Source organism: Silvanigrella aquatica (assembly GCF_001907975.1).
Taxonomy (GTDB): Bacteria; Bdellovibrionota_B; Oligoflexia; order Silvanigrellales; family Silvanigrellaceae; genus Silvanigrella; species Silvanigrella aquatica.
This window is the reverse complement of the sequence record NZ_CP017834.1, coordinates 1,656,767-1,678,735: the sequence shown is the minus strand read 5'-3', so window position 1 is coordinate 1,678,735 and position 21,969 is coordinate 1,656,767. Positions and strand designations below refer to the sequence as shown.

Genomic DNA, 21,969 nt, shown 5'->3' with positions numbered 1-21,969 from the left:
ATTAGCACATTAAAAAATAAGTACATTGAATGTAAAAAAAATAGCCCGCGTGCAAAAGTAGGGCTTTTTTTTAGCTCGCTTTTTTCTTTGCTCTTTCGCGCGAGTATTTTGTAATGACCTGCCGCATTAATGGCTGATAACCAATTCCATCTTCGCGTGCAAATTCTTTGAGTTGTTCAATAATTTCAATGGGAAGTCTAATAGAAATAGCATGCAGCCCTAGAGAATCATTGATCCTTTTTTCACGCTCTGGTGAAGCTCTTTTTACGAATTCTTCCTCTGCGCCAAGCTCACGATTATCCCATTTGCTCTCATCTTCGAAGCCTTCCTCAACTATTCTTCGTGTATTTGTCATAAATTTTGACCTCCAATTCGTTGGGTTCATAAGCGCTTTTTATTTCTAGATCTCCGTTCACTTTTTCTATAAACACAATTTTAATTTTTCTGCCATCGTCCGTAGTTGATATAATCCAAAGCGTGGGCGGAATCGTTCGATTCTCTTCCCTTGTGTCTTCTAAAAACCGTCCTGAACTATTCCAAAAAGCTTCTTCCAGTTCATACCACTCATACCAATCAAAATTATTCTTTTCCTTAAGTTTTCTCAAAACTCTCGTACTGGTTTTTAGCATTCCTTGCCTCCTGCATTCCTATTGTATATACAATAGGAATTATTGCAAAGTCGATCTAAGCCTTTTTTTGTTGATTTAATAACAATTACAGCTCTTTATATAATTATATTAAACACAATTAAAAAAATGAAAATATTCACACAACATAATGCTAGTTATCATAAGTGAAATATTACGAGGTTCTAATTTAGTTAATTTAGTAAATTTAATTATATAAATTTATATTAACATTACTAAAATTATAATTAATATTAGTAATGTTATATTTCGATTATGAAAAAGTGACAAATTTAAACCTTAAAGAGAAGCTAAAAAATTTTATGATTTTATAATTTAAATAATAATTTTAAGTTAATTCAATATGTTATATTTTTAAGACTGAGGACACGCCCTAGGTGCCATAACTCGAATTAGAATTAACGACTCCTTTTTAGAAACCAATTCCGCTGTATTTTTCTTTCTTTTAAATCTATATATATTTATTTACTCGATTTAAGATTTTTGATTATGAAATAAGAATAGGAATAATATGAAAAGACTTAGATTTATTTTTTCTGATCAACTTTCGGAAACAATATTGTCACTAAGAAATATTACAAAGGATGATACTATTTTTTTATGCGAAGTGAGTGAGGAAGCCACCCAAGTAAAGCACCATCCTAAGAAGCTTGCTTTTTTATTTGCATCCATGCGCCACTTTGCCGCCGAACTTAAAACTCAAGGTTATCATGTACATTATGTAAAGATAACAGATCATGACAATACAGGCAGTTTGAGTGGAGAAATCAAACGTGCCGTTCGTGAACTTAAAGTGCAGAAAATTATACTTACTGAGCCAAGCGAATATCGCCTTAAAGTTTTGGTGGAAAAACTGCAAAAATCTCTTGAAATCCCTATTGAAGTTCTTAGAGACAATCGATTCTTTTGCTCTAAAGATGAATTTAAGAAATGGGCTCATGGAAAAAAACATTTTAGAATGGAATATTTCTATCGTGAAATGCGAAAAAAATACCAAATACTAATAGAGCCAGACGGCACTCCAACTGGAGGAAAGTGGAACTATGACAAAGAAAATAGAAAATCTCCAACAGAGGAGCTCACAACTCCAGGGCGTAAGAGTCACAAGAAATCTGCGATTTTAAAAGAAGTCCTAAAATCTGTCGGTGAAAAATTTTCTGATCATTTTGGAAATTTAGAACCATTTCATTATGCAGTAACGCGGAAGCAAGCCCTCATCGAACTTCACGATTTTATAACGCGCCTTCTCCCGTATTATGGTGATTATCAAGATGCGATGAAGAAAGGGGAAGTTTATCTTTACCATTCTTTGTTATCAACCTACCTTAATGTAGGACTTCTGCTTCCTTTGGAAATTTGTAAACTTGCTGAGGAAGCCTACAAAAAAAACAAAGCACCTTTAAATGCCACCGAAGGATTTATTCGTCAAATTCTAGGTTGGAGAGAATATATTCGAGGAATTTACTGGCTCAAAATGCCTGAATATGCTGAATTGAATTATTTTGAAGCAAAAACTCCTTTGCCCCATTTTTATTGGGACGCAAAGACTAAAATGACTTGCATTGCAGAAGCTGTTTCTCATTCAAGAGATCACGCTTATTCTCACCACATTCAGCGCTTAATGATCACAGGTAATTTTGCGCTTATATCTGGGCTCGATGTAAAACAGGTTCAAGATTGGTACCTAGCCGTTTATAGCGATGCTTTTGAATGGGTAGAAATGCCTAATACCCTTGGAATGGCTCTTTTTGGAGATGGCGGAATTGTAAGCAGCAAACCCTATGCGGCAAGCTCTAATTACATTAATAAAATGAGTAATTTTTGCGATCATTGTTATTATAATCCTAAAGAAATGACTACTGAAAAAGCCTGTCCCTTCAACGCACTTTATTGGGATTTCATGATACGTAATCGTGATAAGTTGGATAAGAATCAAAGATTGCCTTTTGTTTACAGTACGTGGGACAAATTTGATGAAGAAAAACAAAAAGCAATAAGAAATAAAGCTGCTCGGAGCTTATTGTGTATGAAAAATCATGAAATTTAAAACTAAGAATGAATTTATTGAGACCCATTCAATTGCCAAAATTAATTTTAGATATATTAAAAAAAAAGAGGACTTATCATTAATTTGGTTGTTTTACTTACTCAAAATCACCCCCTTCCAAAAAGCAATTCGACCTTTAATTTGCTCAGCAGCTTGACTGGGATTTGCGTAATACCATGCAGCTCCTTCGTTGATTTTTCCTTTTACGACGACATCAAAATAATTTGCCGTTCCTTTCCATGAGCATACAGTTGTATTTGATGCTTGCTTAAAAAAATCTTTCTTTAGACTATCTGGAGGAAAATACTGATTGTTATCGAAGAAAAGAACATCGTCACTTTCCGCAATAATTTCGTTATTCCACATTGCTTTCATTTTAAGCCTCCTTTACCTTCCAAAGGGAATTGGTAAACATATTTCTTTCATCGTTAAGATTTTCAACGACACAAAAACCGGCGTAGTGAGCTAATTTTGAAATTTCTTTATCGGAATATTTATAGGAATTTTCGACATGAATGGCTTCACCCAAATCAAACTCAAAGGACTGTTGCAGAGTTTCAAAATAAATATTCTGATTTTTCTTTGAAATAAGAAAGCTTTGCATTGCTCCTACTAAAGGATTATAAACTCCATAATGTGAAAAATGATCTTTAATAAAATGAGCACCCAGATCGGTATTCATTCTCTCTAATAAATTCAAATTAAAGGCGCGAGTTATACCTGAACGATCATTGTAAGCCGCAGTGAGTACGGCAATATCTTTTTTCTTATCGAAACCAATGAGAAGGAAATCATTTTTTTTCATGCAATGACGAATTTCTTGCAGAAGTTGAGTTGCTTCATGAGGTTCGTAATTGCCAATATTGGAACCTAAAAAAAGAAATAATCTGCCTTTATTATTTGTCGGCGATTGAAATGTTCTGTAATCACCTATGATGGAATTCAGAGATAAATTCTTAAATTTCCTTAGGCGATTTAAACACTGCTGAACAGCAGAGGCGCTAATATCGACAGCATTGTAATTCAATCCCAAGGATTTCCAAGACATGAATTGTTTGAGAATAATTTCAGCTTTTGAACCATCTCCAGGACCAAATTCCACAATTTCATCTACATGCGAAAATAAAGATTTCAGTTCACTCAGACGAGATTCCAGAATAAATTTTTCTATACGAGTTAAATAGTATTCTTCCTGTTCCGTTATGAGATTAAATAAATGACTTCCTTTTTGATCATAAAAGTATTTGCTGGGAATGCGTTTTTGAGACTGATTTAAACCAAATTTAACTTCAAAAGAAAAATCAAAGTCATGGGAAAGATTCGAATTTGGTTTTTTCATCTCACATCCTTTGCTAGGCGCAAGCCGGTAAAAGCCCATTTCTGATATGGATAAAAAAAATTGCGATAACTTGTTCTGAAATGCGATTGCGGAGTGGCCATACATCCTCCTTTGAGTACCATTTGGTTAACCATAAATTTTTGATTATATTCGCCAAAAGCTCCTTTTGGACGCTGATAACCGGGATAGGGCGTGTAAGCACTGCTTGTCCACTCCCATAAATTTCCTGTAAGTCCAAAAAAGCTACCAACACAATTGTATATAATGGGATGAAGTCTCTCAGACTCAAAAAAAGCAAAGTTTGAATCTAATGAAACTCTATTGTTATAGGACAGTTCCAATTCAAATTCTGTAGGAAGACGAGCGCCAAACCATTCTGCAAAAGCATCGGCTTCATAGTAGTTGATATGACAAACCGGATCATCCAAATTAAGAGGTAAAAAACCATTTAATGTGAATTCAAACCATTGTCCCTCTTTTTGTTCCCAATAGAGAGGCTTAAAATCCTTATGAGAGTTAATATAATCCCAACCATCCGACTTCCATAGCATTGCATTTGAATAGCCTCCATCGTTCATAAACTCCAGATATTCTCTATTATTAATAGGTCGTGTGGCAAGTGCATAAGGATATTGAAAATATTTAAATTCGGGAGCTTCATTATCATAATAAAATTCAAATCGAGAATTTGCTCCGATATTTACCAATCCGCCTTCCAAAGGTAAAAACTCAAGTTCCACAGATTTTGAACTCAAAAGAACATTCTTCGTATTATAGGTACCACCTAAAAAACTATGAAAAATGATATATTTTATATCCATTAAGAGAAGTTCTTGATGTTGCTGCTCATGATTTAAACCAAGAATAATTCGCTTCTTAATTTCACTATCATTATCTTTTAAATGAGAAATAAGTTGCAAAATATGATAATCTACATGTCTTCGATATTCAATAATTTCAGCCACATTAGGGCGAGAGATTTGGCCTCGGGCATTCCTTGACCAATGCTCTCCTTGGCTTTTGTAATAGGAATTAAATGCGATACGATAGAAATCATTTAAGGGAGGATATTCTTTCATAAAGGGGCGCAGAATAAATTCTTCAAAAAACCAGGATGAGTGTCCGAGGTGCCATTTCGGAGGACTTGTGAAATCTGCGGGCTGACTTTCAAATATTTCATTTGAAAGTGGCTTACAGATGCTTTCAGTCATTGTACGTGTCTTGTGAAAATGTTTTGAAAGTGCATTGCTCATTAATTGACCTTACTCCAAAAGAAAAGCGCAAAATTTATTTAATAATCTTACCGTTTACTTGCTTTAAGATCTGTTTATATCTACTACAAAATTGAAGAATGGTTGAATAACTCCATAATTAAATTATTCTATCAAGTTTTATACGATAATTTGTTTTTCTACCATCCGTTCTTCTTTCCGGTTTCATGTTCCCTTTTCTAGGAATGCCTTTAGGGGCGCATGGCATTGGCGGTATTTACCGATTAAAAAAGCCCCTGGCAGAACGCGGGACTATCTCTTTCTACACTCGTGGTAGATGAGCTATCAAAAAAATACTCACATAGAGTTACCCAACTTGTAGTGTTACCTCTGGAGCCAGAAGCAAGCTATTCATAAAGCTTCAGCCTGTTCTCAATCTTGCCTATTTTTTATAAAATATATAGAATCAATGAATTCATTTTTTAATTTTTTAAGTATAATCTATTTATAATGTTAACTTAAAAAATTTATGGAGAAAATTTTATGAATTCATTTTTTTCAAGTATTTCAATAGCTCCAATTTGGCTATGGATATCATTTAGTATTACAATTTTATTTTTGCTATTAATTGATCTTAGCTTATTTTCAAAGGTACATAAAAATAATAATACTAAAATTGCATTAATTGAAAGTAGTATTTGGATTGCTATTGCTCTTTGTTTTAATGCATGGTTTGCATATTTTTATGGTTCTCAATTAGGAATTGAGTTTCTTACAGGATATTTAGTAGAAAAAAGTCTTAGTATTGATAATCTTTTTATTATTCTACTTATTTTCAGCTCTTTTAATATACCTTCAAAATTTCAACATAAAGTTTTATTTTATGGAATTTTAGGTGCTATAGTTATGCGTGCATTATTTATTCTTCTTGGAGCTCATTTGCTCAATTCTTTTCATTGGATTTTATACCTTTTTGGTCTTATACTTGTTGTTACTGGATTTAAATTATTATTTAAATCAGATAATAAAACTAATCAAAAAGAAAATTTATCCATTCGATTATTAAAAAAAATGCTTCCTACTACAGATAATTTACATGGAGAAAGATTTTTTATTTCTGAAAATAGAATAAAAAAAGCAACTCCTCTTTTTCTTGCTCTAATCGCAATTGAAATTACAGACGTTGTTTTTGCTATTGACTCAATTCCTGCTGTGTTTGCCATAACAAATGATGCCTTCGTTGCTTTCTCTTCAAATATTTTTGCTATTTTAGGATTAAGGGCTTTATATTTTGTAATAGCAGAATGGGTTCAGAAACTACGCTATTTAAAGCCAGGACTTGCTGCTATCTTATTTTTCATAGGTACAAAAATGATTTTAATCGATATAATAAAAATTCCAAGTTGGTTTTCTTTATCGGTTATTTTTACTATTTTAATAACTGCAGGATTAACTTCTTGGTACGTTGCAAAAGTTGAAAAAAATAAAACTTAACATAACAAGAGCGCATTTTCACTTCTTTTAAGGTTAAGAGGGTTGACTGCGTATTCTAGAATTTTTAAAAGGACATATTCAAAAAATGAAGTTAGAAAGCGCAGCATATTTATTTGAATCGTCTTGGCATATCTGCTGAAATTGTATTTGATATGTAAACTTCCATTGAAAGTCTCAACAAAACTTCAGTATTATAATCCATTCCACACAGTGCATCATCCTTATTTTCCCATTGAGAAACAATTGAATGATTTTAAGGATTTAAAAGATCAGCGAATTTATGTTGATTCATATGCATATATTTTCTGATAAAATGAACTTCATTACCAGTTAAATATGGCTCCACTCCGCATCCCGCTCCTTTTTATCACTCTCTTAGACATACCCTTATATAGAAAGACTATTGACTGATGTAGCAAAATAATTTTCTACGCAATTATTGAATAATAAATGAAACTTATTTTATTATAATTTCAATTACTTAATAATTAACTTTAAAATTAAATTGACTTTATAGAATAAAATAGCATAAAGAGCATGTGTCTTTTATGATAAAAATTTATTTTTAAGATTTTTAATAATTTACCCTTAAATTTCAAATACTTATTTTTATTTGGTGAGAACTTATGTCCCTTAATTTCAAAATATCAAATTATATCTTAGCGTTAACTCTTCTCTATGGATGCGAAAATAAAGGCTCCAATACAAAGAATAACCCATCTGAAACATCTTCGGTAGCTGAGCCTATCGTAACACCCGAGCCTGTCGTAACTCCTGAGCCTGTCGTAACTCCTGAGCCTGTCGTAACTCCTGAGCCTATCGTAACACCTGAGCCTATCGTAACACCCGAGCCTGTCGTAACTCCCGAGCCTGTCGTAACTCCCGAGCCTGTCGTAACTCCCGAGCCTGTCGTAACTCCTATAATTACCATAAAAGATCAATTACACATTGGAAATTTAAAAGGTAATTTTGGCGAAGTAAAAATTTCAAATAAAGTAAATAGAGTTTTTAATATTCAAAACTTTTATGAACAACCCATTAAAATTAATTCTATTAAATTAATTTCAGATGGCAAAAATAAATCTGTATTTTCTATTAATTCTACACATCCCAGCCTCTCTATAAATGAGCCAATGTGCAAAGATATTATTGAAAATAATAAATTTTGCAAAATTGCAGTTACTTTTGAACCCCAAAGTGAAATAAATGAAAAAGCAATTTTAGCCATAAATTATTCAGTTAATTCAGATAATAATGAATTTAAATTTGAATTATCTGGAAATGGAAAACGTTTATCTGAGACTCATAAAAAACTTGCGCTTCTCGGTGATGAGTTTGAAGAAATTATTCTCACAAAAGAGCCTCAAGCATATAAGTCAAAGAATGATTATGAAAGGAATCATTATTATAATAGACCTGAATTTGACAAAAACCTCATTAAGAGTGTTCTAGGAAAAGATCATTCTCAAAATTTTAATTATTCCGACTTCTTCGATAAACCAGATTTAAAAATATATCCTTTTTTAAAAGATCATAATAAATATTACAAAAGAAGAGTGACGGGCTATACATTTCGAATTGACTCTAGACCCCCAGAAATCCCCTTTGAAAAATGCCCAGATGAATGGAAAACAGGTTATTCTACTGTATCTCGCAATAGTAACGATCTCATATTTTATCCCTCTTTTGGTGTAGGCTGCGGAATAAAAGATGTTGGTGGATTTCTACCAAAATCTACTACCAGTAGAGAACATTTAATCAAAATTGAAGAAATGCTCAAATATTATAAATATAAAACTGGAAAGGATTTTGATTTATCCGCACATCCTTATACTGAAGCTAGCTATAATAACTATATTCGAAATCTTAGCTCTCTTTCAAAGGATAAAAATGATTGGGATTTACAAAAAATCACAGATACTTTGACCGTTTTATTAAATGGGCATTTAAATTTAAGAAAACATATTCGTTCTTACGCTTATTCGTCTTATATTTCAACAACAACAAGTCCTAAATTTCTTCTTGATTTTAATGGAAGTCAACGTAGCAAATGGATATATGCTGTATATGTTGAAGGAGGAATTGATGCCCCCCATGCAGGTGAATCTGAAATAGCTGTTCCTGGTTCTATATCATGGGAAGATGTCATGGTATATGCAGATAAATTTGATAGAAAGTTATATGTTCGAAAAGGATTTAAAGAATTAGATCCCGAAGCCTATGAAAAAATTTACAGAGCATTAAATGATATCATGAATGAAATCCAACTCACATTTCATTTTACAGATGAAGATGAAAAAAATGTAATATTAAGTAAGATTCCTTACTAAAACTTGTTGCTTTAAATAAATTATCAATAAAAAATTCTCCTCAAAAAGAAGGATTTTTTATTTATTAAATCATTCTAAAATACTGTTCCTATAAGCATTTTGGAACTAATAACAATTAAAAAAACAGCAAACAATTTTTTTAATACACTCACAGGCATTGTGTGTGTTAATTTAGCACCTAAAGGAACAAATAAGAGACTCGTAGGAACAATTGCTAAAACAGCGGGCCAATATATATATCCTGTGATCACACTCTCCCCATTTTTTAATCCAATTAAAAAATATCCCAACGTTCCTGCTAAAGCGATCGGCAGTCCACAGGCAGCGGATGTGGCAACGGCATTGCGCATAGGAACACGGAACCATAACAATAAGGGAACAATTAAGGAACCGCCTCCTATTCCTACGAGAGCACTCATATTCCCTATGACAAATCCGCTCAAGCCACTTCCAAATTTACCTGGAAACTCTTTAGAAGCTTTTGGTGCTGCTTGGAATAAAAGTTGTAAAGAAATGAATAATAAAAAAATACCAAAAATAATTTTTAGTATGTTATTTGATAATGAACTTCCTACATAAGCTCCTAATAGTGTTCCTAAAATCATACCTGGCGCTAACATTTTCACTAAATTCCATTCAATTGCATTTCTCTTTTGATGAGCGCGAATCGAAGAAAGAGCGGTAAAAATAATTGTCATTAAAGAAGTTGCTAAAACAACTTGCATTACATTATTTTGATTTATTTGTGGCTGACTTTGAAAAATCCAAAGTAACACAGGTACAAGTACGATACCCCCACCAATTCCAAGCAATCCCGCCAGAGTCCCTGTAAATGCCCCTAATACAAGCAAATAAATAATTTCAGTCATGTTAATTTAATCTCTTTTTTTAATAAAACAGTTGTAATTTTCCGTCATCAGTTTATTCATCTCTGATAGAGGCATCACATTTTTATTTGAAACATCCTCCCAGTTATTTTCCACCATCGATTTCATTCTATGCATCATAGCATAAGAGGAAGTAAATAATAAAGGAGCACTTAAATTCATAATATTTACGCCTAAATTTTTAAAATATTCTGCTGAATGTTGTTTTAATTTCCCACCATCGACAATATTTGCCATAATGTAAGCTCTTTTATTTACATATTTAATAACTTCTATTAAATCAAATTCATCAATTCCATCAACAATAATTATTTTTGCACCTACTTTTACAAATGCTTCTAGGCGCTTAAATGCTTCATCATTTTTTAGAGATGAATCCGTACGTGCAATGACTTGCATAGGATATGAGCTTTCAAGTGCTATGGATAAACGATCCACTGTTTCTTGCAAAGGACGTACGACTTTTGTGGGAATGTGTCCACAAACTTTATCGTCTAAGGTTTGATCTTCTAATTGAACGGCAGATACACCTAGATTTTTTAATTCTGTGCATGTTCTTCTTAATTGTTCTTTGCCACCTAATCCAGAATCAATATCACATGTTAAGTAAACATTTGGATTATTTGCACGAATGATTTTTGCAGCATGAATAATTTCATTTGAGTTGATTAATCCCATATCTGGCCAAGCAAATTGAGAATAGGTATAACCTAAACCACTAATAAATATTCCTTTAGTTTCTGGGAAATGTGAAGCAATGGCAGCGGAAGCGGCATCATAAACACCTACATTTACTAAAATTGATCCTTCTTCTAAGAACTTTAACAAAGTAATACCTGAATATTGCTGATTTAATATCATAGATTTTTCCTCTATTTTTTAAGTGTAAGTTTAGGTTTTTTAGACGATATAAATGAATAAAAAAAAAGTCAATTAAATTAATAATAAAATTTATCTAAATTAGATTTTTTTATATTTTAAAAATAAAATTAATAATAAATTTTATTTTTTATTAATAATAAAATTTAAATAAAACTTTATTTTTAAACTAATCAAAACATATTTTTAAATAATTTAAAAAAAGTACTCAATATAAAAAATTTATTTTAATTTTGACTTTATTTTTAAAATTGATATATAGAGTCGGCCATCATACAAGTAACAAAATAAATAGAATGGCATAAAAACATATAATCAAATTTTATAAACAACTTTTTATTTAAATTTTACACTACGGGAATAATATGTCGCAAAACAATTGGCAGCAAAAAATGATCCATACGGCAAAAAAAAATCAAGATAATTTATTTCAATCTCTCAATAATTTAAATTTTATAAGCAGAAATGAAAAAAAGGTAACACTTGAAGATAATATAGAATACACAGAATTTTTATCATGTAGTTACTTAGGATTAGACCAGGATTCTCGGCTTATATCATCTGTAGGAAATGAATTAGAAAAAACGGGTATTTTATTTTCATCATCAAGAACTCGTTTAAAGCATAAATCTTTTGATATATTAACAGATTCTCTAAATAATATTTTCAACGCACAAACAGTTTTCTTTTCTTCAACACATTTAGCGCATTTGGGATTGATTCCTCTTTTGGCATCTGGGGAGCTTCCTGGATTTCAATTTTCAAATACAAAAATCGCTTTTTTATTAGATAAAAGTGTACATGCCTCAATAAAAATAAATAGAGGAATGATGCAACAATTTGGATCTGTTGAACTCATGGACTTTTCTAATATAGAAATATTAAAAGAAAAAATGTCTCAGTTAAAAATGGAATCCATAACTCCTCTCCTTTTTTCAGATAGCGTATGCTCTATGGGCGGAGTCATGGATATTGTAGAATTGCTCTCACTCGCACAAAAATATGATGGATTTTTATACTTAGATGATGCGCATGGTATGTCTATATATGGAAAACATGGTTCAGGTTATGTGTTAGATCAATTTAATCATGTTCTTCCTGAACGCCTCTTATTAGTGACTTCACTTGCAAAAGGTTTTGGAACCTATGGTGGAGCTGTTGCTTTACCAAATACATTAGCCACTGATTTTGTAAAAAAATATTGCTCAACTTATTTATTTTCTGGACCAGCCATAATTCCTTTAATTAATGCCAGTATTGCCTCTGCAAACATACATTTATCTTCAGAGATCACAACGCTACAAAATACTTTACTTGATAAAATAAAGTTATTTGATAAGTTATGCAATATTGGAAAGGATAAAACGCTAAATTTTGGCATTAAGTCCCCAATAAGAGGAGTATTTATTGGTGAAGAATGTAGAGCAATTCAAGTTGGAGTTGATATCAAAAAATTAGGTCATTTAGTTAATGTCGCAGCTTATCCAACAACAAAAAGTGGAAACTGTATTTTACGCATATGTATTTCAGCCAATCATACAGATAAGGAAATTTCACAACTGTGCAAAGCAATAAACCAAGTGCTGAACTAATCGATCTCAGCATTATTTTAAAACGTGTGCCCGGTTATGTTTATTGGAAAAATATCAATTCTATTTACTTAGGCTGCAATGAAAATCTAGCTAGAATTGGTGGATTTAAATCATCTGATGATATTGTCGGAAAAACGGATTATGATTTTAGTTGGGGACTCGCGGAAGCTGATAAATTTGTCGAAGATGATCATTATGTGATTCGGACTGGTAAGGTACATTTTTCAGAATATACCTTACCTATCCTCAATGAAAATGGGGCTTTTATGACAGTATTTACTGAAAAAAGCCCCCTTTATGATAATAATGGAAATATAATTGGTATATTAGCCATTGCTGTTGATATTTCGGATCGAAAAGAAGCGGATCGCTTAAAATTTGAAAAAGAATTAGATCAATTAAAGTATGCTAATGCAATTGAATTTCAGAAAATTGTAGCTCAAGGCGTTCATGACATTCGCTCACCAGTAGATGCCTTACTCATGACAATTAAAACTTGTACTGAAATACCAGAAGCAACACGACTGGTTATTCGTGAAGCTTCAAATCGTGTTCAAGACATTGCGGAGCATTTATTAAACAAGTTCAAAAAAATTGCTTTTAAAACATTAATAATTGATGAACAAACAGAGCCTATTTTTGTTTCTGTCGCTTTGAATCAAGTTTTATCTGAAAAAAGATATCGTTATCAAAATTTACCGATTACTTTCAAATGTAACTTTAATGCAAATAGTCTTTTCTCTGTAGTAGTTATTGATCAAAATCGTTTTAAAAGAATGATCTCAAACTTAATTAATAATGCTGTTGAATCAATTGAAAAGAAAAAAGGAACTGTTACGTTACATTTAACCTCACATAATGGTTTGATAACAATAAAAATTCAAGATACGGGCATTGGCATGTCACAAAATTTTGTCAAAAGTATTATGTCCAATGGAGTCATAACAAGAGGAAAGCAAAAAGGACGTGGAATTGGTCTTTTTCAAGTTAAAGACACCATGTCTTATTATAAAGGACAGCTTTTAGTTAATTCAAGAGTAGGTGGTGGGACACAAATTATTTTAACGCTACCCGAAACGGAGACTCCATCTTGGTTGGCTAAAGAAATCTCTTTTAATGAGAAAGACATTATTATTATTTTAGATGACGACCCCACAATTCATAATGCTTGGAAAATAAAGTTTCAAAATTGTATAAAAAATATTCAATTAAAACATTTTAATTCAGGTGAAAATGCACTAGATTTTATTGAATCATTAACAATAAAAGAAAAGAAAAATATTTATTTACTTATTGACTATGAATTACTCAATCAAAAATATAATGGATTAGATTTGGTAAAATTAACAAAAATAAATCGCTCTATTCTTGTAACAAACTTTATTTCTAATGAAATTATCAATCATGTCCAAGCTCTTGAAATAAAAATATTACCTAAGTCATTAGCTTCAGAAGTCATTTTAAAAATCACAAATTAACTTTTCAAGAAGGTAACCTTATTTTAAAGAATTTACGTAAATATTATTTTTCTGTCCAAATTTAAAATTTGTCGTTATTTTTAAATAATTTTCTTCTGCAAATAAAACATGATATATTTTATGAAACTACGTGGAGGATGATATTATGAAAAAACTGAAGCTTCTTACATTAATTTTCCTATTCATAAAATCTCAATGTCTTTTTGCAAATGAACTATGCCCTCACCCATGGCAAATTGGAATTTATGCAAATTCACCAATGCAAGCCTTAATCAAAGAGAAAGCAGAGGGGTATAATGTTGATATCATAAATGAAATGGCCAAGCGTGTGGGCTGCAAAATTTCATTTTCTGAAATTCCGTGGGCTAGGCAATTTGTTGAAGCAGGATCTGGTAAATTAGATTTTATCTTGGGCGGCGGTAAAAGACCCGATAGAGAAAAAATTCTTCACTATGCCCGTCCCGACCTCAACGTCCCATCCGTAATCATCTTTAAAAAAGAAGACAAAAACTTTAAATCATTTAAATTAAATCAGATCATGACTATGAATTTAAAAATTGGAGGTCTTGTGGGATCACAATACAGCGATGAATATGAAAAATTAATGAAAAACAAAGATTTTGCCTCAAAAATTGAACATTCTACTAAACACGAAAATCTTGTCAATAAATTTAGGGCTAAAAGGATTGATGGCTTATTATTCGGTGAAATCACTTCTGCAAAGAATTTTTTAAAAGAAGAGTTTAATAAAAATAGTATACTCATTTTTCCTCTTACAGAGAATGATTATAGTTATGTTGCCTATAGTAAAAAAACTTTTACTATTGAAAATGTAAAGACATTAGACGGCGTATTAAAAAAGATAATTAACGATGGCACGCAGCTTAAAATTATGAAGAAATACTTTTCTGAACCAGAAATAAAAACGCTTTTATCTGGTATAAATTAAAAGCATAAAAAATGAGTTTTCTATAAGTCAAAATATCGTCACTTTTTCGACCACACCTGAACTTTGATTAAGTACTTAAAAAAATTTTCCGATTTAAAGAGCAATATATTAACATATACTGGGAAATGACATGGCAGGCTCTGAAGAAAGCTTTTATGGTAAATTTAAGATTCTCATTGCTGATGATCAATCTAAAGCAGCATATTCTGATTATTTAGCACTTCAACATTCTAATATTTTTATAGTTTCAAACGTAGGCAATATCGATGACATGAAAAAATTGTTAGAACTGGAAAAATTCGATGTTGTTATAATGAATTTTAGTTTTAAAAACAATCGTGGATTATCAGAAATACAAAATGCAAAAAGAAAAAGCTGCAATAATAGATTGCGATTCCTCGTCATTAATAGCTATAATGAAAATGGGAATAAAGAAACAGCATATCAAAATAATGCTGATTTGTACATTGCGCGACCTATTACAAGTGCTAATCTAATTCAAGAAATAAAAAACTTGGCAAAATACGAATACCGCAAAGCAGAACGTGTTAAATGTCATATAAAATTTATTGCAACCTATAATAATGAGAAATTTGAAACATTTGCAACTGATATTTCTGTGGACGGCACACATTTATTAGATGAAGATAAAAAAATAAATCCTGAAGTAGGTCATGAAATTGAAATGGAATTTATTATCCCAAAAACTTCAGAGACCTTCAAATGCTTTGGAAAAATTGTGCGCCTTACCAAAACAGGATTTGGACTTCAATTCAAAAATTTAACAGATCAAGATATTATTACATTAAAATATGGTATATTTTAATAATTTATTATAAAAATAATTATTTTTAGGAATATAAACTCATATGAAAAATTTAATATTGATCATAATATCATTTTTCTTCTCATTAAGAATCTGTGCTATCGAGCCCGATTCCATTCTAGGAACATATTGGTCTCATAAAAAAGACGCTCAATTTCTAGTCTATAAAGAAAATTCTTTTTATTTTGCAAAACTTACATGGCTTATAAAACCTTATACTGACATCCATAATCCTGATGAAACATTACGAGCAAGACCCTTATTGGGCTTGATAGTCGGAAAAGATTTTATATTTAATGGAATAGATACTTGGAAAAATGGTGAATTTTACGACCCCCACTCGGGTAAAACTTATAAATGTTATATTATTTTAGAAGATAATGATAATGAAATGCATTTACATTGCTACGTTTTTATATCTTTATTTGGAAAAACTGAAATATTAATAAGGGCAAATAGTTCTGAAATTAAAAAATCTCAATAATTAGTTTCCAAATGTAAAAGTATAGATTTCCAATCTTGAATCCGTCCAAATCGGGCAATAAGATACATTAGAATAGCTGAACCAATAGCAAAAGCAATTATGGTTAAAAAACTACTTAATGATGTTTTTTGTAAAATAGATTGAACAATAACTGTTGCTAAAATAGTTCCGGCACAAGGAGTCCAAATTAAAGCAACAACAGCTCCAAAAAAAACACCACTTGCAAATCATCAATGAGGATTTGCAAGTGGTGTTTTTTTTGTTACCTAAAATTGAAATATTTTGCGTTAAATTTGAAAATTTTTCCGATAAAAACGATGACATCATAATTCTTAAAAATTATTTTGTCAAAAAACAATTTTTAAGAAATCTAAAACAAATTTTTTATTTTGTCATTGCTTCTTTCTTGATAGGATGGCTATCGTAACATTTTTCTACGTCTTCTTTTGAAAAATGCTTTGATTTGCAAATTGTACAAACATATTTTGCACCATCACGTTTGTACTTTTCACTTTTAATTCTTTCTTCTTTAGGATTCATACTCATGACGAAGCCCTCCTTTAAATAAACTATCGGAAGACTTTTACTCATCTTGACACTTGTTTTTGAGAATTTTCAAATTAATCAATAGAAAAAAACTATAAGCTATTGTTTTTTTAAGGTTATTTTTCCTTCTTTGCTTTCTAAAATAATTGTCAAAGTTTCTCCCCAATCAGTTGTAAAAGCTTTAAATTCTTGGGTAAACATCTTGGACTGGGGCTTTTTTATATAACAGTTCCAGACACCCGGGTTCAAACCCAGCCCCTCATTATAAAAATTTTGTCCCCAATTATATTCATACTGCGCGTGAGGAAGAATTGGATTTGTTTTGAGAACAATATTATGATTTATATTTCCTAATTGACATTTCATTTCTATAGCTAGATCTGTATTATTTATAATTTTCCATTTTGTTGGAAAAGATGATGACAAGGCATTTAATGGAAATATTAAAACAAATAGTCCTAAAAATTTTTTAAGTCCAATCATCAAAACACCTAATAAATAAAAATTTTTGTCGAATAAATAAGACTCTTAATAAATTTGCCTTACTTAAGAGATTTATAATTTAATAATCTATTTTATTCAATATAAATTTGTTCTTTAATATGAATTTCGTTTAAAAAGTAAGGATCATGTGAAATAACAATAAGCGTACCGAAATAATCATTTAAACTTTGAGCAAGAATAGCAATTGATTCAAGATCTAAATTATTTGTAGGTTCATCTAAAATCAAAATATCAGGAGCATGAGTCATTGCAAAAATGCATGCTAATGATGCACGTAAACGTTCTCCACCACTTAAACTTTCTGCAGTTTTAAATATATCATCACCATAAAATAAAAAGCGCCCTGCACGCACTCTCACTTCATGATTTGACATCTCATCGGGAGCAAATTTCTTTAAATTTTCAAAAATGGTAAGATTTTCTTGAAGAAGAGAGCACCATTGATCCAAATAAGCAATTTTTTTTGAGCCTAAATAGATATCACCAACGAGTGGATTTTTCCGACCTAATATCAGATCGATTAATGTTGATTTCCCTGCTCCATTTTTACCTTGAATAGAGACACGAGAGCTTCCTATTATTTCAAAATTTAAATTATTTTTCCACAATTTATTTTTACTATTTGAATATTTATAGTTTAAATCATTACAAATAATCATTTTTTTTCTTGAAGGAATTTTACTTAATTCCATATCCACTTTTATTTTGTAATGGTCTCTTATTTGACTGCTTTTAATTTTTAAATCTGACAAAGCTAAATTTGTCTTTTTTTCATGTAAAACAGAAAGATGAGAAGTTGTTTTTTGTGAAATCTCTTTTTTATAGCCTTTTTCTAAAGCAGACATTCCTTCTTTTTTCGAGTTCACTTTTCCTTGGGAGTTTTTTTTAAGCTGATTTTGCTGTAATTCTTGCTCTTGAATTTTCATTTTTTTAAATAATTCATCTGCATTTTTAACTTTTTGTGCTACAGCGTTATCTTCTATGCTACGCTGCTCAACATAAAAATCATAATTTCCACTATAGTATTTCAATCCTAAATTTGAAATTTCAATTATAGAATCCATTTTATTTAGTAGCAGGCGGTCGTGGCTGACAATAACAAATAAAGAATTTTTGGCATCCAAATAATTAAAAAATTGACTTTTAGACTCTTCATCTAAATTATTTGTTGGTTCATCTAAGAGTATAATATTTGATTTTTCAAGCATCACTTTTGCTAATAAAAGACGAATCATTTCTCCACCACTTAAGCTTTTTCCTGTTCTATTTAAATGAAGATGTGCAATTCCTAATTCATTTAAAATAATTTCGATTTCGTATTGAAAATTCCAATCGTCTCCTATCACTACAAAATCAGTTTCAGATGCACAACCCTTTTCAGCACGGTTTAAGGCTTCTATTTTTTGATCTATTTTTAATATTTGCGATAATTTATATTCTGAGTAATCTATACATTTCTGAGGTAAATACGAGACTTTCCCAATAATTTGAATACATCCTGATTTCGCTTCAAATTCCTTTGCAAGAAGCTTTAATAAAGTTGACTTACCAATACCATTTTTACCAACGACTCCTACTTTTTCATTTCTAAGATTGAAATTTATATTTTTAAGCAATGGGGTATTGTCAGGTAATACATAACAAAGATCATGTACTGAGATAGAAGGAGACATTAATATTACTCCAAAATTTTTTATATATTTTTGTTATTCAAGATTACGGTTTTTGAAAAATGAGAGAAGAGTTTTTAAATATTCATGGCACCCTTGAAGATGAGTTAACAAGTCTAAGAAAATTAGCGATAAATTATTTTTTAAGAAAAATCAAGAGTTTTCAACGTTTTTTTTTAAAATAGGATTTTATTCTTATTATAAAAGTAATAAAAATCATCTTAACTTCAAAAATGAACTTAAAAATAAAGGAAATTGTTTTTTTTTCCTGAAGTTCGCCTTCACTATTAGGAAAATGTACATAGGTTTTAATCTCACCAATTTCATCATATTTTTCTTTTCCAGTAACAAATGTGATTTCTCCTTCAAATAAAATTTTTGAAAACGCCTGTTCTGTTAATAAAAGATATTCTTTTTGATTCACTTTATTTTTTGATAATCTGTGTAATGTGATTACATCTAATCCTGAAACCTCTTGATAACCTTTAATATCATAGGTTAAAATTTTACCTGAATGTACAATCAGTTTGAGTTTTAATGTCTGAATCGAGGAACAGCATGGACAGCTGCACATAGTAACAGAATGAAGATTCTGTTTTTTTTGCTTGAAAGATTCAAATAGTAGCATTAATTTTTTTTTAATAAATTCAGTATTTATATTGATATCTTGAAGTAAATAGAAAAAAATCGCATCACCTTCTAATTTTGCAATTTTTAAAGGTTCATTTAATTCTTCTATAACCGCATTTAAAAGTTCTGATATGATAAATTGCCCATGAGACCAAGTACGACTGTGAATTTTCACATACTGCGTATAACCGCTGATGTCGGCGAAAAAGAGAAAAGCCTCTTTTTCAAGAGGTGTTTTATAGAGAGATTCAAAATAATTCATAATTTCCAATAATTTTTATGTTAAAATCAATCTAAATTTATAGTTATTTTATCATTTAAATAATCTATATGTGTCAGTATCTTGACAAACTCAATACTTTTTTCAAGAAATTCAGATTAGAACTCGATATTTTTATAAATAAGTGTCATTTTATTATCTTTTTCAATTTAATCAATTGAAAATTTTATATCATATAATAAGAGTTTTATCATAAATTAAAATATGGTGAATTATGCCAAATACTGTCATTGTTTTAGATGATACCGATGAAATTCATTTAATCACAAAAAAAGTTTTAGAATCCATTGAATTAAAGGTTATATGTTTAAAAAAGCCTGACGATCTCATTCCTCAAATATTAGCAAATATACATGATTTATCTATTATTTTATTGGATATTTATATGCCTGAAAAAAATGGCTTTTCAGTCATGCACAGCATAAAAGATCGTTTTCCAAAAAGAAAATTTAAAATCGTATTTTTTACTTCGATTAAAGATAAAAAATATATCATGCAAGGAATGAGCCTAAAAGCCGATGGCTATATTATCAAACCATTCCAAATAGAAGAGTTTAAGGATAGAATAACAAAATTAATTAATGAGAAATCTTTTTAAGATTACATATCTCCCTATTATAAAAAGAAAAATAAGAGTTAATACGATTCGATATTAATTCCTTTTTCAATACGCGGCTCAGCCCCATCATAATGAATGACTTTACCTTCAGATTCAATGATTGTCGCAATATTTACGGGTCTATTCCAAATTTTAAAAATATTTTTTAAGGTCTCAACAGCCCAATCTATTTTTAAATCCTTCCCTTGATGCTTATGACGTAACAGCAATTCACCACGATTTCTATAATTTCCATCTACAACATCAATAATAGGTTGACCAAAATTAGTCATAGAATCTAATAAATCACGCTTGATCGTTTTAAAATCGCGATCATGAATGATAGCTTGACCTGATCTTCTGTCTTGCACCCAAGTAAACAATTGCGCATCTTCGCAAAAATCTTCGTCTAAAAATTCATCTAGAAAAGTAATGTCATTATGGTATTTTCTAATTTCAAAAAGTTTTTCCATGCCTTTATTTGTATTTTTATTCCAATTTCTTCTGACTTGGGGATCATCACACAAAGTATATTCTAAACCGAATTGTCCTTTATTCCAGCGTTTTTCAATGTGTCTCATCATTTCAACCCCCAATTTATAGGGATTTAATCTTTGCCCCGACATTTGTACAACACCAGCATAGTGATCACAGTAGTCAATGACTTCAGAATCTTTTAAAACAAGTTGTGTGAGGATTTTGGAATGCCAATAGACAGCCCAGCCTTCATTCATAATTTTTGTTTGTCCCTGAGGTGCAAAGTAATAAGCTTCTTCCCTAACAATAGAAAGCACATCTCGTTGCCAAGAGTTTAATGGTGCAAAATCAAGTAAAAATTTTAAGACATCCCGGATAGAACTTTCTGGAAATTTCTTTTCTTTTTCTTTTTCTAATATTACTTTCGCTTGTTGCTCTTTAACGTAACTGTCGGGGTTAATGTAACCTTCCATATAGCCGCGTAGAGAAGGCAATTTAGGCACGGGAAGTTTATCAGGAGAGACTAAACTTTCATCATAATTGTCTTTATCTTTTGGTTTGTATTCTCTTCGGATATGAGGTCCGTGTTGATCTATTAAATTTTCAAGTGATAAACAAATATCAATAAAACTTTCCACTTCATCGTGACCTACTTCTTCGATATAGCGTCTGACACGACTGCCATGATTGGCCATTTCATCTAACATTTTTCTATTGGTATGTGAAAAACAATAGTTATTTTTGAAAAAATCACAGTGTCCATAAACGTGTGCAATAACTGTTTTTTGATCAACAATGGAATTGCTTCTTAATAAATAGGCATAACAAGGATCATTATTAATAACCATTTCATAAATAAGCGATAAACCGTATTCATAGCTTTTTGCAATGCGCTCATATTCCATGCCAAAACGCCAGTGGGGATAGCGGGTAGGAAATCCTCCATAAGCGGCAATTTCACTCATCTGCTGATAATCTACCATTTCGAATATGGTCGGAAAAAAATCCAAACCTAAATTACGCGCATGACTTTCAATTTCTGAAACGATATCTTTTAATTCGGGGGTTAATTCACTGGTAAGACGAGGATCCATAACCATA

Annotated in this window: 21 protein-coding genes; 9 read left to right on the top strand and 12 right to left on the bottom strand. The window is 30.7% G+C overall.

Features of this window, described 5'->3' with window-relative positions; genetic code table 11:
• Nucleotides 1–70: 70 nt before the first annotated feature.
• Entirely contained in the window at nucleotides 71–355 is a 285-nt protein-coding gene (locus AXG55_RS06960) for a hypothetical protein (protein ID WP_148697406.1), read from the bottom strand.
• Nucleotides 330–629 carry a hypothetical protein gene (locus AXG55_RS06955; RefSeq protein WP_233231050.1) on the bottom strand — a complete coding sequence of 100 codons (300 nt, stop codon included), beginning with the start codon at nucleotides 627–629 and terminating at the stop codon, nucleotides 330–332. The genes AXG55_RS06960 and AXG55_RS06955 overlap by 26 nt, the downstream gene beginning before the upstream one ends.
• 529 nt (nucleotides 630–1,158) lie before the next feature.
• On the opposite strand from AXG55_RS06955, the gene AXG55_RS06950 reads away from it, so the two are divergent.
• A complete protein-coding gene (locus AXG55_RS06950; RefSeq protein ID WP_148697405.1) occupies nucleotides 1,159–2,694 on the top strand; it encodes a cryptochrome/photolyase family protein in 1,536 nt (511 codons plus the stop codon).
• A 93-nt stretch (nucleotides 2,695–2,787) separates the two neighbouring features.
• Here the strand turns inward: AXG55_RS06950 and AXG55_RS06945 are convergent, their stop codons facing one another.
• From AXG55_RS06945 to egtB, 3 genes are read right to left on the bottom strand one after another with little or no spacing between them, the layout of a single operon-like run.
• Nucleotides 2,788–3,069: a DUF427 domain-containing protein gene (locus tag AXG55_RS06945; RefSeq protein WP_148697404.1), complete on the bottom strand. Its 282-nt coding sequence runs from the start codon at nucleotides 3,067–3,069 to the stop codon at nucleotides 2,788–2,790.
• Between the two features lies 1 nt (nucleotide 3,070).
• Nucleotides 3,071–4,033: an L-histidine N(alpha)-methyltransferase gene (locus AXG55_RS06940; protein WP_233231049.1), complete on the bottom strand. Its 963-nt coding sequence runs from the start codon at nucleotides 4,031–4,033 to the stop codon at nucleotides 3,071–3,073.
• Nucleotides 4,030–5,286, bottom strand: coding sequence for an ergothioneine biosynthesis protein EgtB (egtB, locus tag AXG55_RS06935; protein WP_148697402.1), 1,257 nt, complete (start codon nucleotides 5,284–5,286; stop codon nucleotides 4,030–4,032). The genes AXG55_RS06940 and egtB overlap by 4 nt, the downstream gene beginning before the upstream one ends.
• Nucleotides 5,287–5,787: 501 nt before the next feature.
• On the opposite strand from egtB, the gene AXG55_RS06930 reads away from it, so the two are divergent.
• Together AXG55_RS06930 and AXG55_RS06920 are read left to right on the top strand one after the other, a co-directional pair.
• Nucleotides 5,788–6,738, top strand: coding sequence for a TerC/Alx family metal homeostasis membrane protein (locus AXG55_RS06930; RefSeq protein WP_148697401.1), 951 nt, complete (start codon nucleotides 5,788–5,790; stop codon nucleotides 6,736–6,738).
• A gap of 626 nt (nucleotides 6,739–7,364) precedes the next feature.
• Nucleotides 7,365–9,068 carry a procyclic acidic repetitive family protein gene (locus tag AXG55_RS06920; RefSeq protein WP_237243996.1) on the top strand — a complete coding sequence of 568 codons (1,704 nt, stop codon included), beginning with the start codon at nucleotides 7,365–7,367 and terminating at the stop codon, nucleotides 9,066–9,068.
• 74 nt (nucleotides 9,069–9,142) lie between these two features.
• Here AXG55_RS06920 and AXG55_RS06915 read toward each other — a convergent pair whose 3' ends face one another.
• Both AXG55_RS06915 and AXG55_RS06910 read right to left on the bottom strand, forming a co-directional pair.
• On the bottom strand, nucleotides 9,143–9,937 hold the full coding sequence (locus AXG55_RS06915) for a sulfite exporter TauE/SafE family protein (protein ID WP_148697398.1): 795 nt from the start codon (nucleotides 9,935–9,937) through the stop codon (nucleotides 9,143–9,145).
• 6 nt (nucleotides 9,938–9,943) lie between these two features.
• Complete coding sequence (locus tag AXG55_RS06910) at nucleotides 9,944–10,816, bottom strand: isocitrate lyase/PEP mutase family protein (RefSeq protein ID WP_148697397.1); 873 nt, start codon at nucleotides 10,814–10,816, stop codon at nucleotides 9,944–9,946.
• Between the two features lie 383 nt (nucleotides 10,817–11,199).
• On the opposite strand from AXG55_RS06910, the gene AXG55_RS06905 reads away from it, so the two are divergent.
• From AXG55_RS06905 to AXG55_RS06885, 5 genes are all read left to right on the top strand, one after another.
• Nucleotides 11,200–12,426 (top strand): aminotransferase class I/II-fold pyridoxal phosphate-dependent enzyme, encoded by a 1,227-nt coding sequence (locus tag AXG55_RS06905; protein ID WP_148697396.1) that lies wholly within the window; start codon nucleotides 11,200–11,202, stop codon nucleotides 12,424–12,426.
• On the top strand, nucleotides 12,396–13,904 hold the full coding sequence (locus tag AXG55_RS06900) for a PAS domain-containing sensor histidine kinase (RefSeq protein ID WP_148697395.1): 1,509 nt from the start codon (nucleotides 12,396–12,398) through the stop codon (nucleotides 13,902–13,904). The genes AXG55_RS06905 and AXG55_RS06900 overlap by 31 nt, the downstream gene beginning before the upstream one ends.
• Before the next feature lie 145 nt (nucleotides 13,905–14,049).
• Nucleotides 14,050–14,853, top strand: coding sequence for a substrate-binding periplasmic protein (locus tag AXG55_RS06895; protein ID WP_148697394.1), 804 nt, complete (start codon nucleotides 14,050–14,052; stop codon nucleotides 14,851–14,853).
• A 130-nt stretch (nucleotides 14,854–14,983) separates the two neighbouring features.
• Nucleotides 14,984–15,679: a PilZ domain-containing protein gene (locus AXG55_RS06890; RefSeq protein WP_148697393.1), complete on the top strand. Its 696-nt coding sequence runs from the start codon at nucleotides 14,984–14,986 to the stop codon at nucleotides 15,677–15,679.
• 43 nt (nucleotides 15,680–15,722) lie between these two features.
• Nucleotides 15,723–16,163, top strand: a complete 441-nt coding sequence (locus AXG55_RS06885; RefSeq protein WP_148697392.1) for a DUF2147 domain-containing protein — start codon at nucleotides 15,723–15,725, stop codon at nucleotides 16,161–16,163.
• Between the two features lie 384 nt (nucleotides 16,164–16,547).
• Here the strand turns inward: AXG55_RS06885 and AXG55_RS14835 are convergent, their stop codons facing one another.
• The 4 genes from AXG55_RS14835 to AXG55_RS06865 form a co-directional block, all read right to left on the bottom strand.
• Nucleotides 16,548–16,709, bottom strand: coding sequence for a hypothetical protein (locus AXG55_RS14835; RefSeq protein WP_233231439.1), 162 nt, complete (start codon nucleotides 16,707–16,709; stop codon nucleotides 16,548–16,550).
• Between the two features lie 99 nt (nucleotides 16,710–16,808).
• Nucleotides 16,809–17,192, bottom strand: a complete 384-nt coding sequence (locus AXG55_RS06875; RefSeq protein WP_148697391.1) for a hypothetical protein — start codon at nucleotides 17,190–17,192, stop codon at nucleotides 16,809–16,811.
• A 92-nt stretch (nucleotides 17,193–17,284) separates the two neighbouring features.
• Nucleotides 17,285–18,886: an ABC-F family ATP-binding cassette domain-containing protein gene (locus AXG55_RS06870; RefSeq protein ID WP_148697390.1), complete on the bottom strand. Its 1,602-nt coding sequence runs from the start codon at nucleotides 18,884–18,886 to the stop codon at nucleotides 17,285–17,287.
• Nucleotides 18,887–19,046: 160 nt separating this feature from the next.
• The gene (locus AXG55_RS06865) at nucleotides 19,047–19,775 is read right to left on the bottom strand and encodes a DUF2652 domain-containing protein (protein WP_148697389.1); all 729 of its coding nucleotides are present in this window, start codon (nucleotides 19,773–19,775) and stop codon (nucleotides 19,047–19,049) included.
• 232 nt (nucleotides 19,776–20,007) lie between these two features.
• On the opposite strand from AXG55_RS06865, the gene AXG55_RS06860 reads away from it, so the two are divergent.
• Nucleotides 20,008–20,391 carry a response regulator gene (locus AXG55_RS06860; protein WP_148697388.1) on the top strand — a complete coding sequence of 128 codons (384 nt, stop codon included), beginning with the start codon at nucleotides 20,008–20,010 and terminating at the stop codon, nucleotides 20,389–20,391.
• 38 nt (nucleotides 20,392–20,429) lie between these two features.
• Here AXG55_RS06860 and AXG55_RS06855 read toward each other — a convergent pair whose 3' ends face one another.
• Nucleotides 20,430–21,968 carry a SpoVR family protein gene (locus AXG55_RS06855; protein ID WP_233231438.1) on the bottom strand — a complete coding sequence of 513 codons (1,539 nt, stop codon included), beginning with the start codon at nucleotides 21,966–21,968 and terminating at the stop codon, nucleotides 20,430–20,432.
• Between the last annotated feature and the right edge of the window lies 1 nt (nucleotide 21,969).

What these genes read in the sequence shown, in the direction of transcription:
- AXG55_RS06940 (WP_233231049.1), bottom strand. Translation starts at nt 4,033, where the DNA reads ATGAAAAAACCAAATTCGAATCTTTCCCATGACTTTGATTTTTCTTTT.
- AXG55_RS06875 (WP_148697391.1), bottom strand. Translation starts at nt 17,192, where the DNA reads ATGATTGGACTTAAAAAATTTTTAGGACTATTTGTTTTAATATTTCCA.
- egtB (WP_148697402.1), bottom strand. Translation starts at nt 5,286, where the DNA reads ATGAGCAATGCACTTTCAAAACATTTTCACAAGACACGTACAATGACT.
- AXG55_RS06945 (WP_148697404.1), bottom strand. Translation starts at nt 3,069, where the DNA reads ATGAAAGCAATGTGGAATAACGAAATTATTGCGGAAAGTGACGATGTT.
- AXG55_RS06890 (WP_148697393.1), top strand. Translation starts at nt 14,984, where the DNA reads ATGGCAGGCTCTGAAGAAAGCTTTTATGGTAAATTTAAGATTCTCATT.
- AXG55_RS06885 (WP_148697392.1), top strand. Translation starts at nt 15,723, where the DNA reads ATGAAAAATTTAATATTGATCATAATATCATTTTTCTTCTCATTAAGA.
- AXG55_RS06920 (WP_237243996.1), top strand. Translation starts at nt 7,365, where the DNA reads ATGTCCCTTAATTTCAAAATATCAAATTATATCTTAGCGTTAACTCTT.
- AXG55_RS06955 (WP_233231050.1), bottom strand. Translation starts at nt 629, where the DNA reads ATGCTAAAAACCAGTACGAGAGTTTTGAGAAAACTTAAGGAAAAGAAT.
- AXG55_RS06905 (WP_148697396.1), top strand. Translation starts at nt 11,200, where the DNA reads ATGTCGCAAAACAATTGGCAGCAAAAAATGATCCATACGGCAAAAAAA.
- AXG55_RS06870 (WP_148697390.1), bottom strand. Translation starts at nt 18,886, where the DNA reads ATGTCTCCTTCTATCTCAGTACATGATCTTTGTTATGTATTACCTGAC.
- AXG55_RS06915 (WP_148697398.1), bottom strand. Translation starts at nt 9,937, where the DNA reads ATGACTGAAATTATTTATTTGCTTGTATTAGGGGCATTTACAGGGACT.
- AXG55_RS06860 (WP_148697388.1), top strand. Translation starts at nt 20,008, where the DNA reads ATGCCAAATACTGTCATTGTTTTAGATGATACCGATGAAATTCATTTA.
- AXG55_RS06865 (WP_148697389.1), bottom strand. Translation starts at nt 19,775, where the DNA reads ATGAATTATTTTGAATCTCTCTATAAAACACCTCTTGAAAAAGAGGCT.
- AXG55_RS06930 (WP_148697401.1), top strand. Translation starts at nt 5,788, where the DNA reads ATGAATTCATTTTTTTCAAGTATTTCAATAGCTCCAATTTGGCTATGG.
- AXG55_RS06895 (WP_148697394.1), top strand. Translation starts at nt 14,050, where the DNA reads ATGAAAAAACTGAAGCTTCTTACATTAATTTTCCTATTCATAAAATCT.
- AXG55_RS06855 (WP_233231438.1), bottom strand. Translation starts at nt 21,968, where the DNA reads ATGGTTATGGATCCTCGTCTTACCAGTGAATTAACCCCCGAATTAAAA.
- AXG55_RS06950 (WP_148697405.1), top strand. Translation starts at nt 1,159, where the DNA reads ATGAAAAGACTTAGATTTATTTTTTCTGATCAACTTTCGGAAACAATA.
- AXG55_RS14835 (WP_233231439.1), bottom strand. Translation starts at nt 16,709, where the DNA reads ATGAGTATGAATCCTAAAGAAGAAAGAATTAAAAGTGAAAAGTACAAA.
- AXG55_RS06910 (WP_148697397.1), bottom strand. Translation starts at nt 10,816, where the DNA reads ATGATATTAAATCAGCAATATTCAGGTATTACTTTGTTAAAGTTCTTA.
- AXG55_RS06960 (WP_148697406.1), bottom strand. Translation starts at nt 355, where the DNA reads ATGACAAATACACGAAGAATAGTTGAGGAAGGCTTCGAAGATGAGAGC.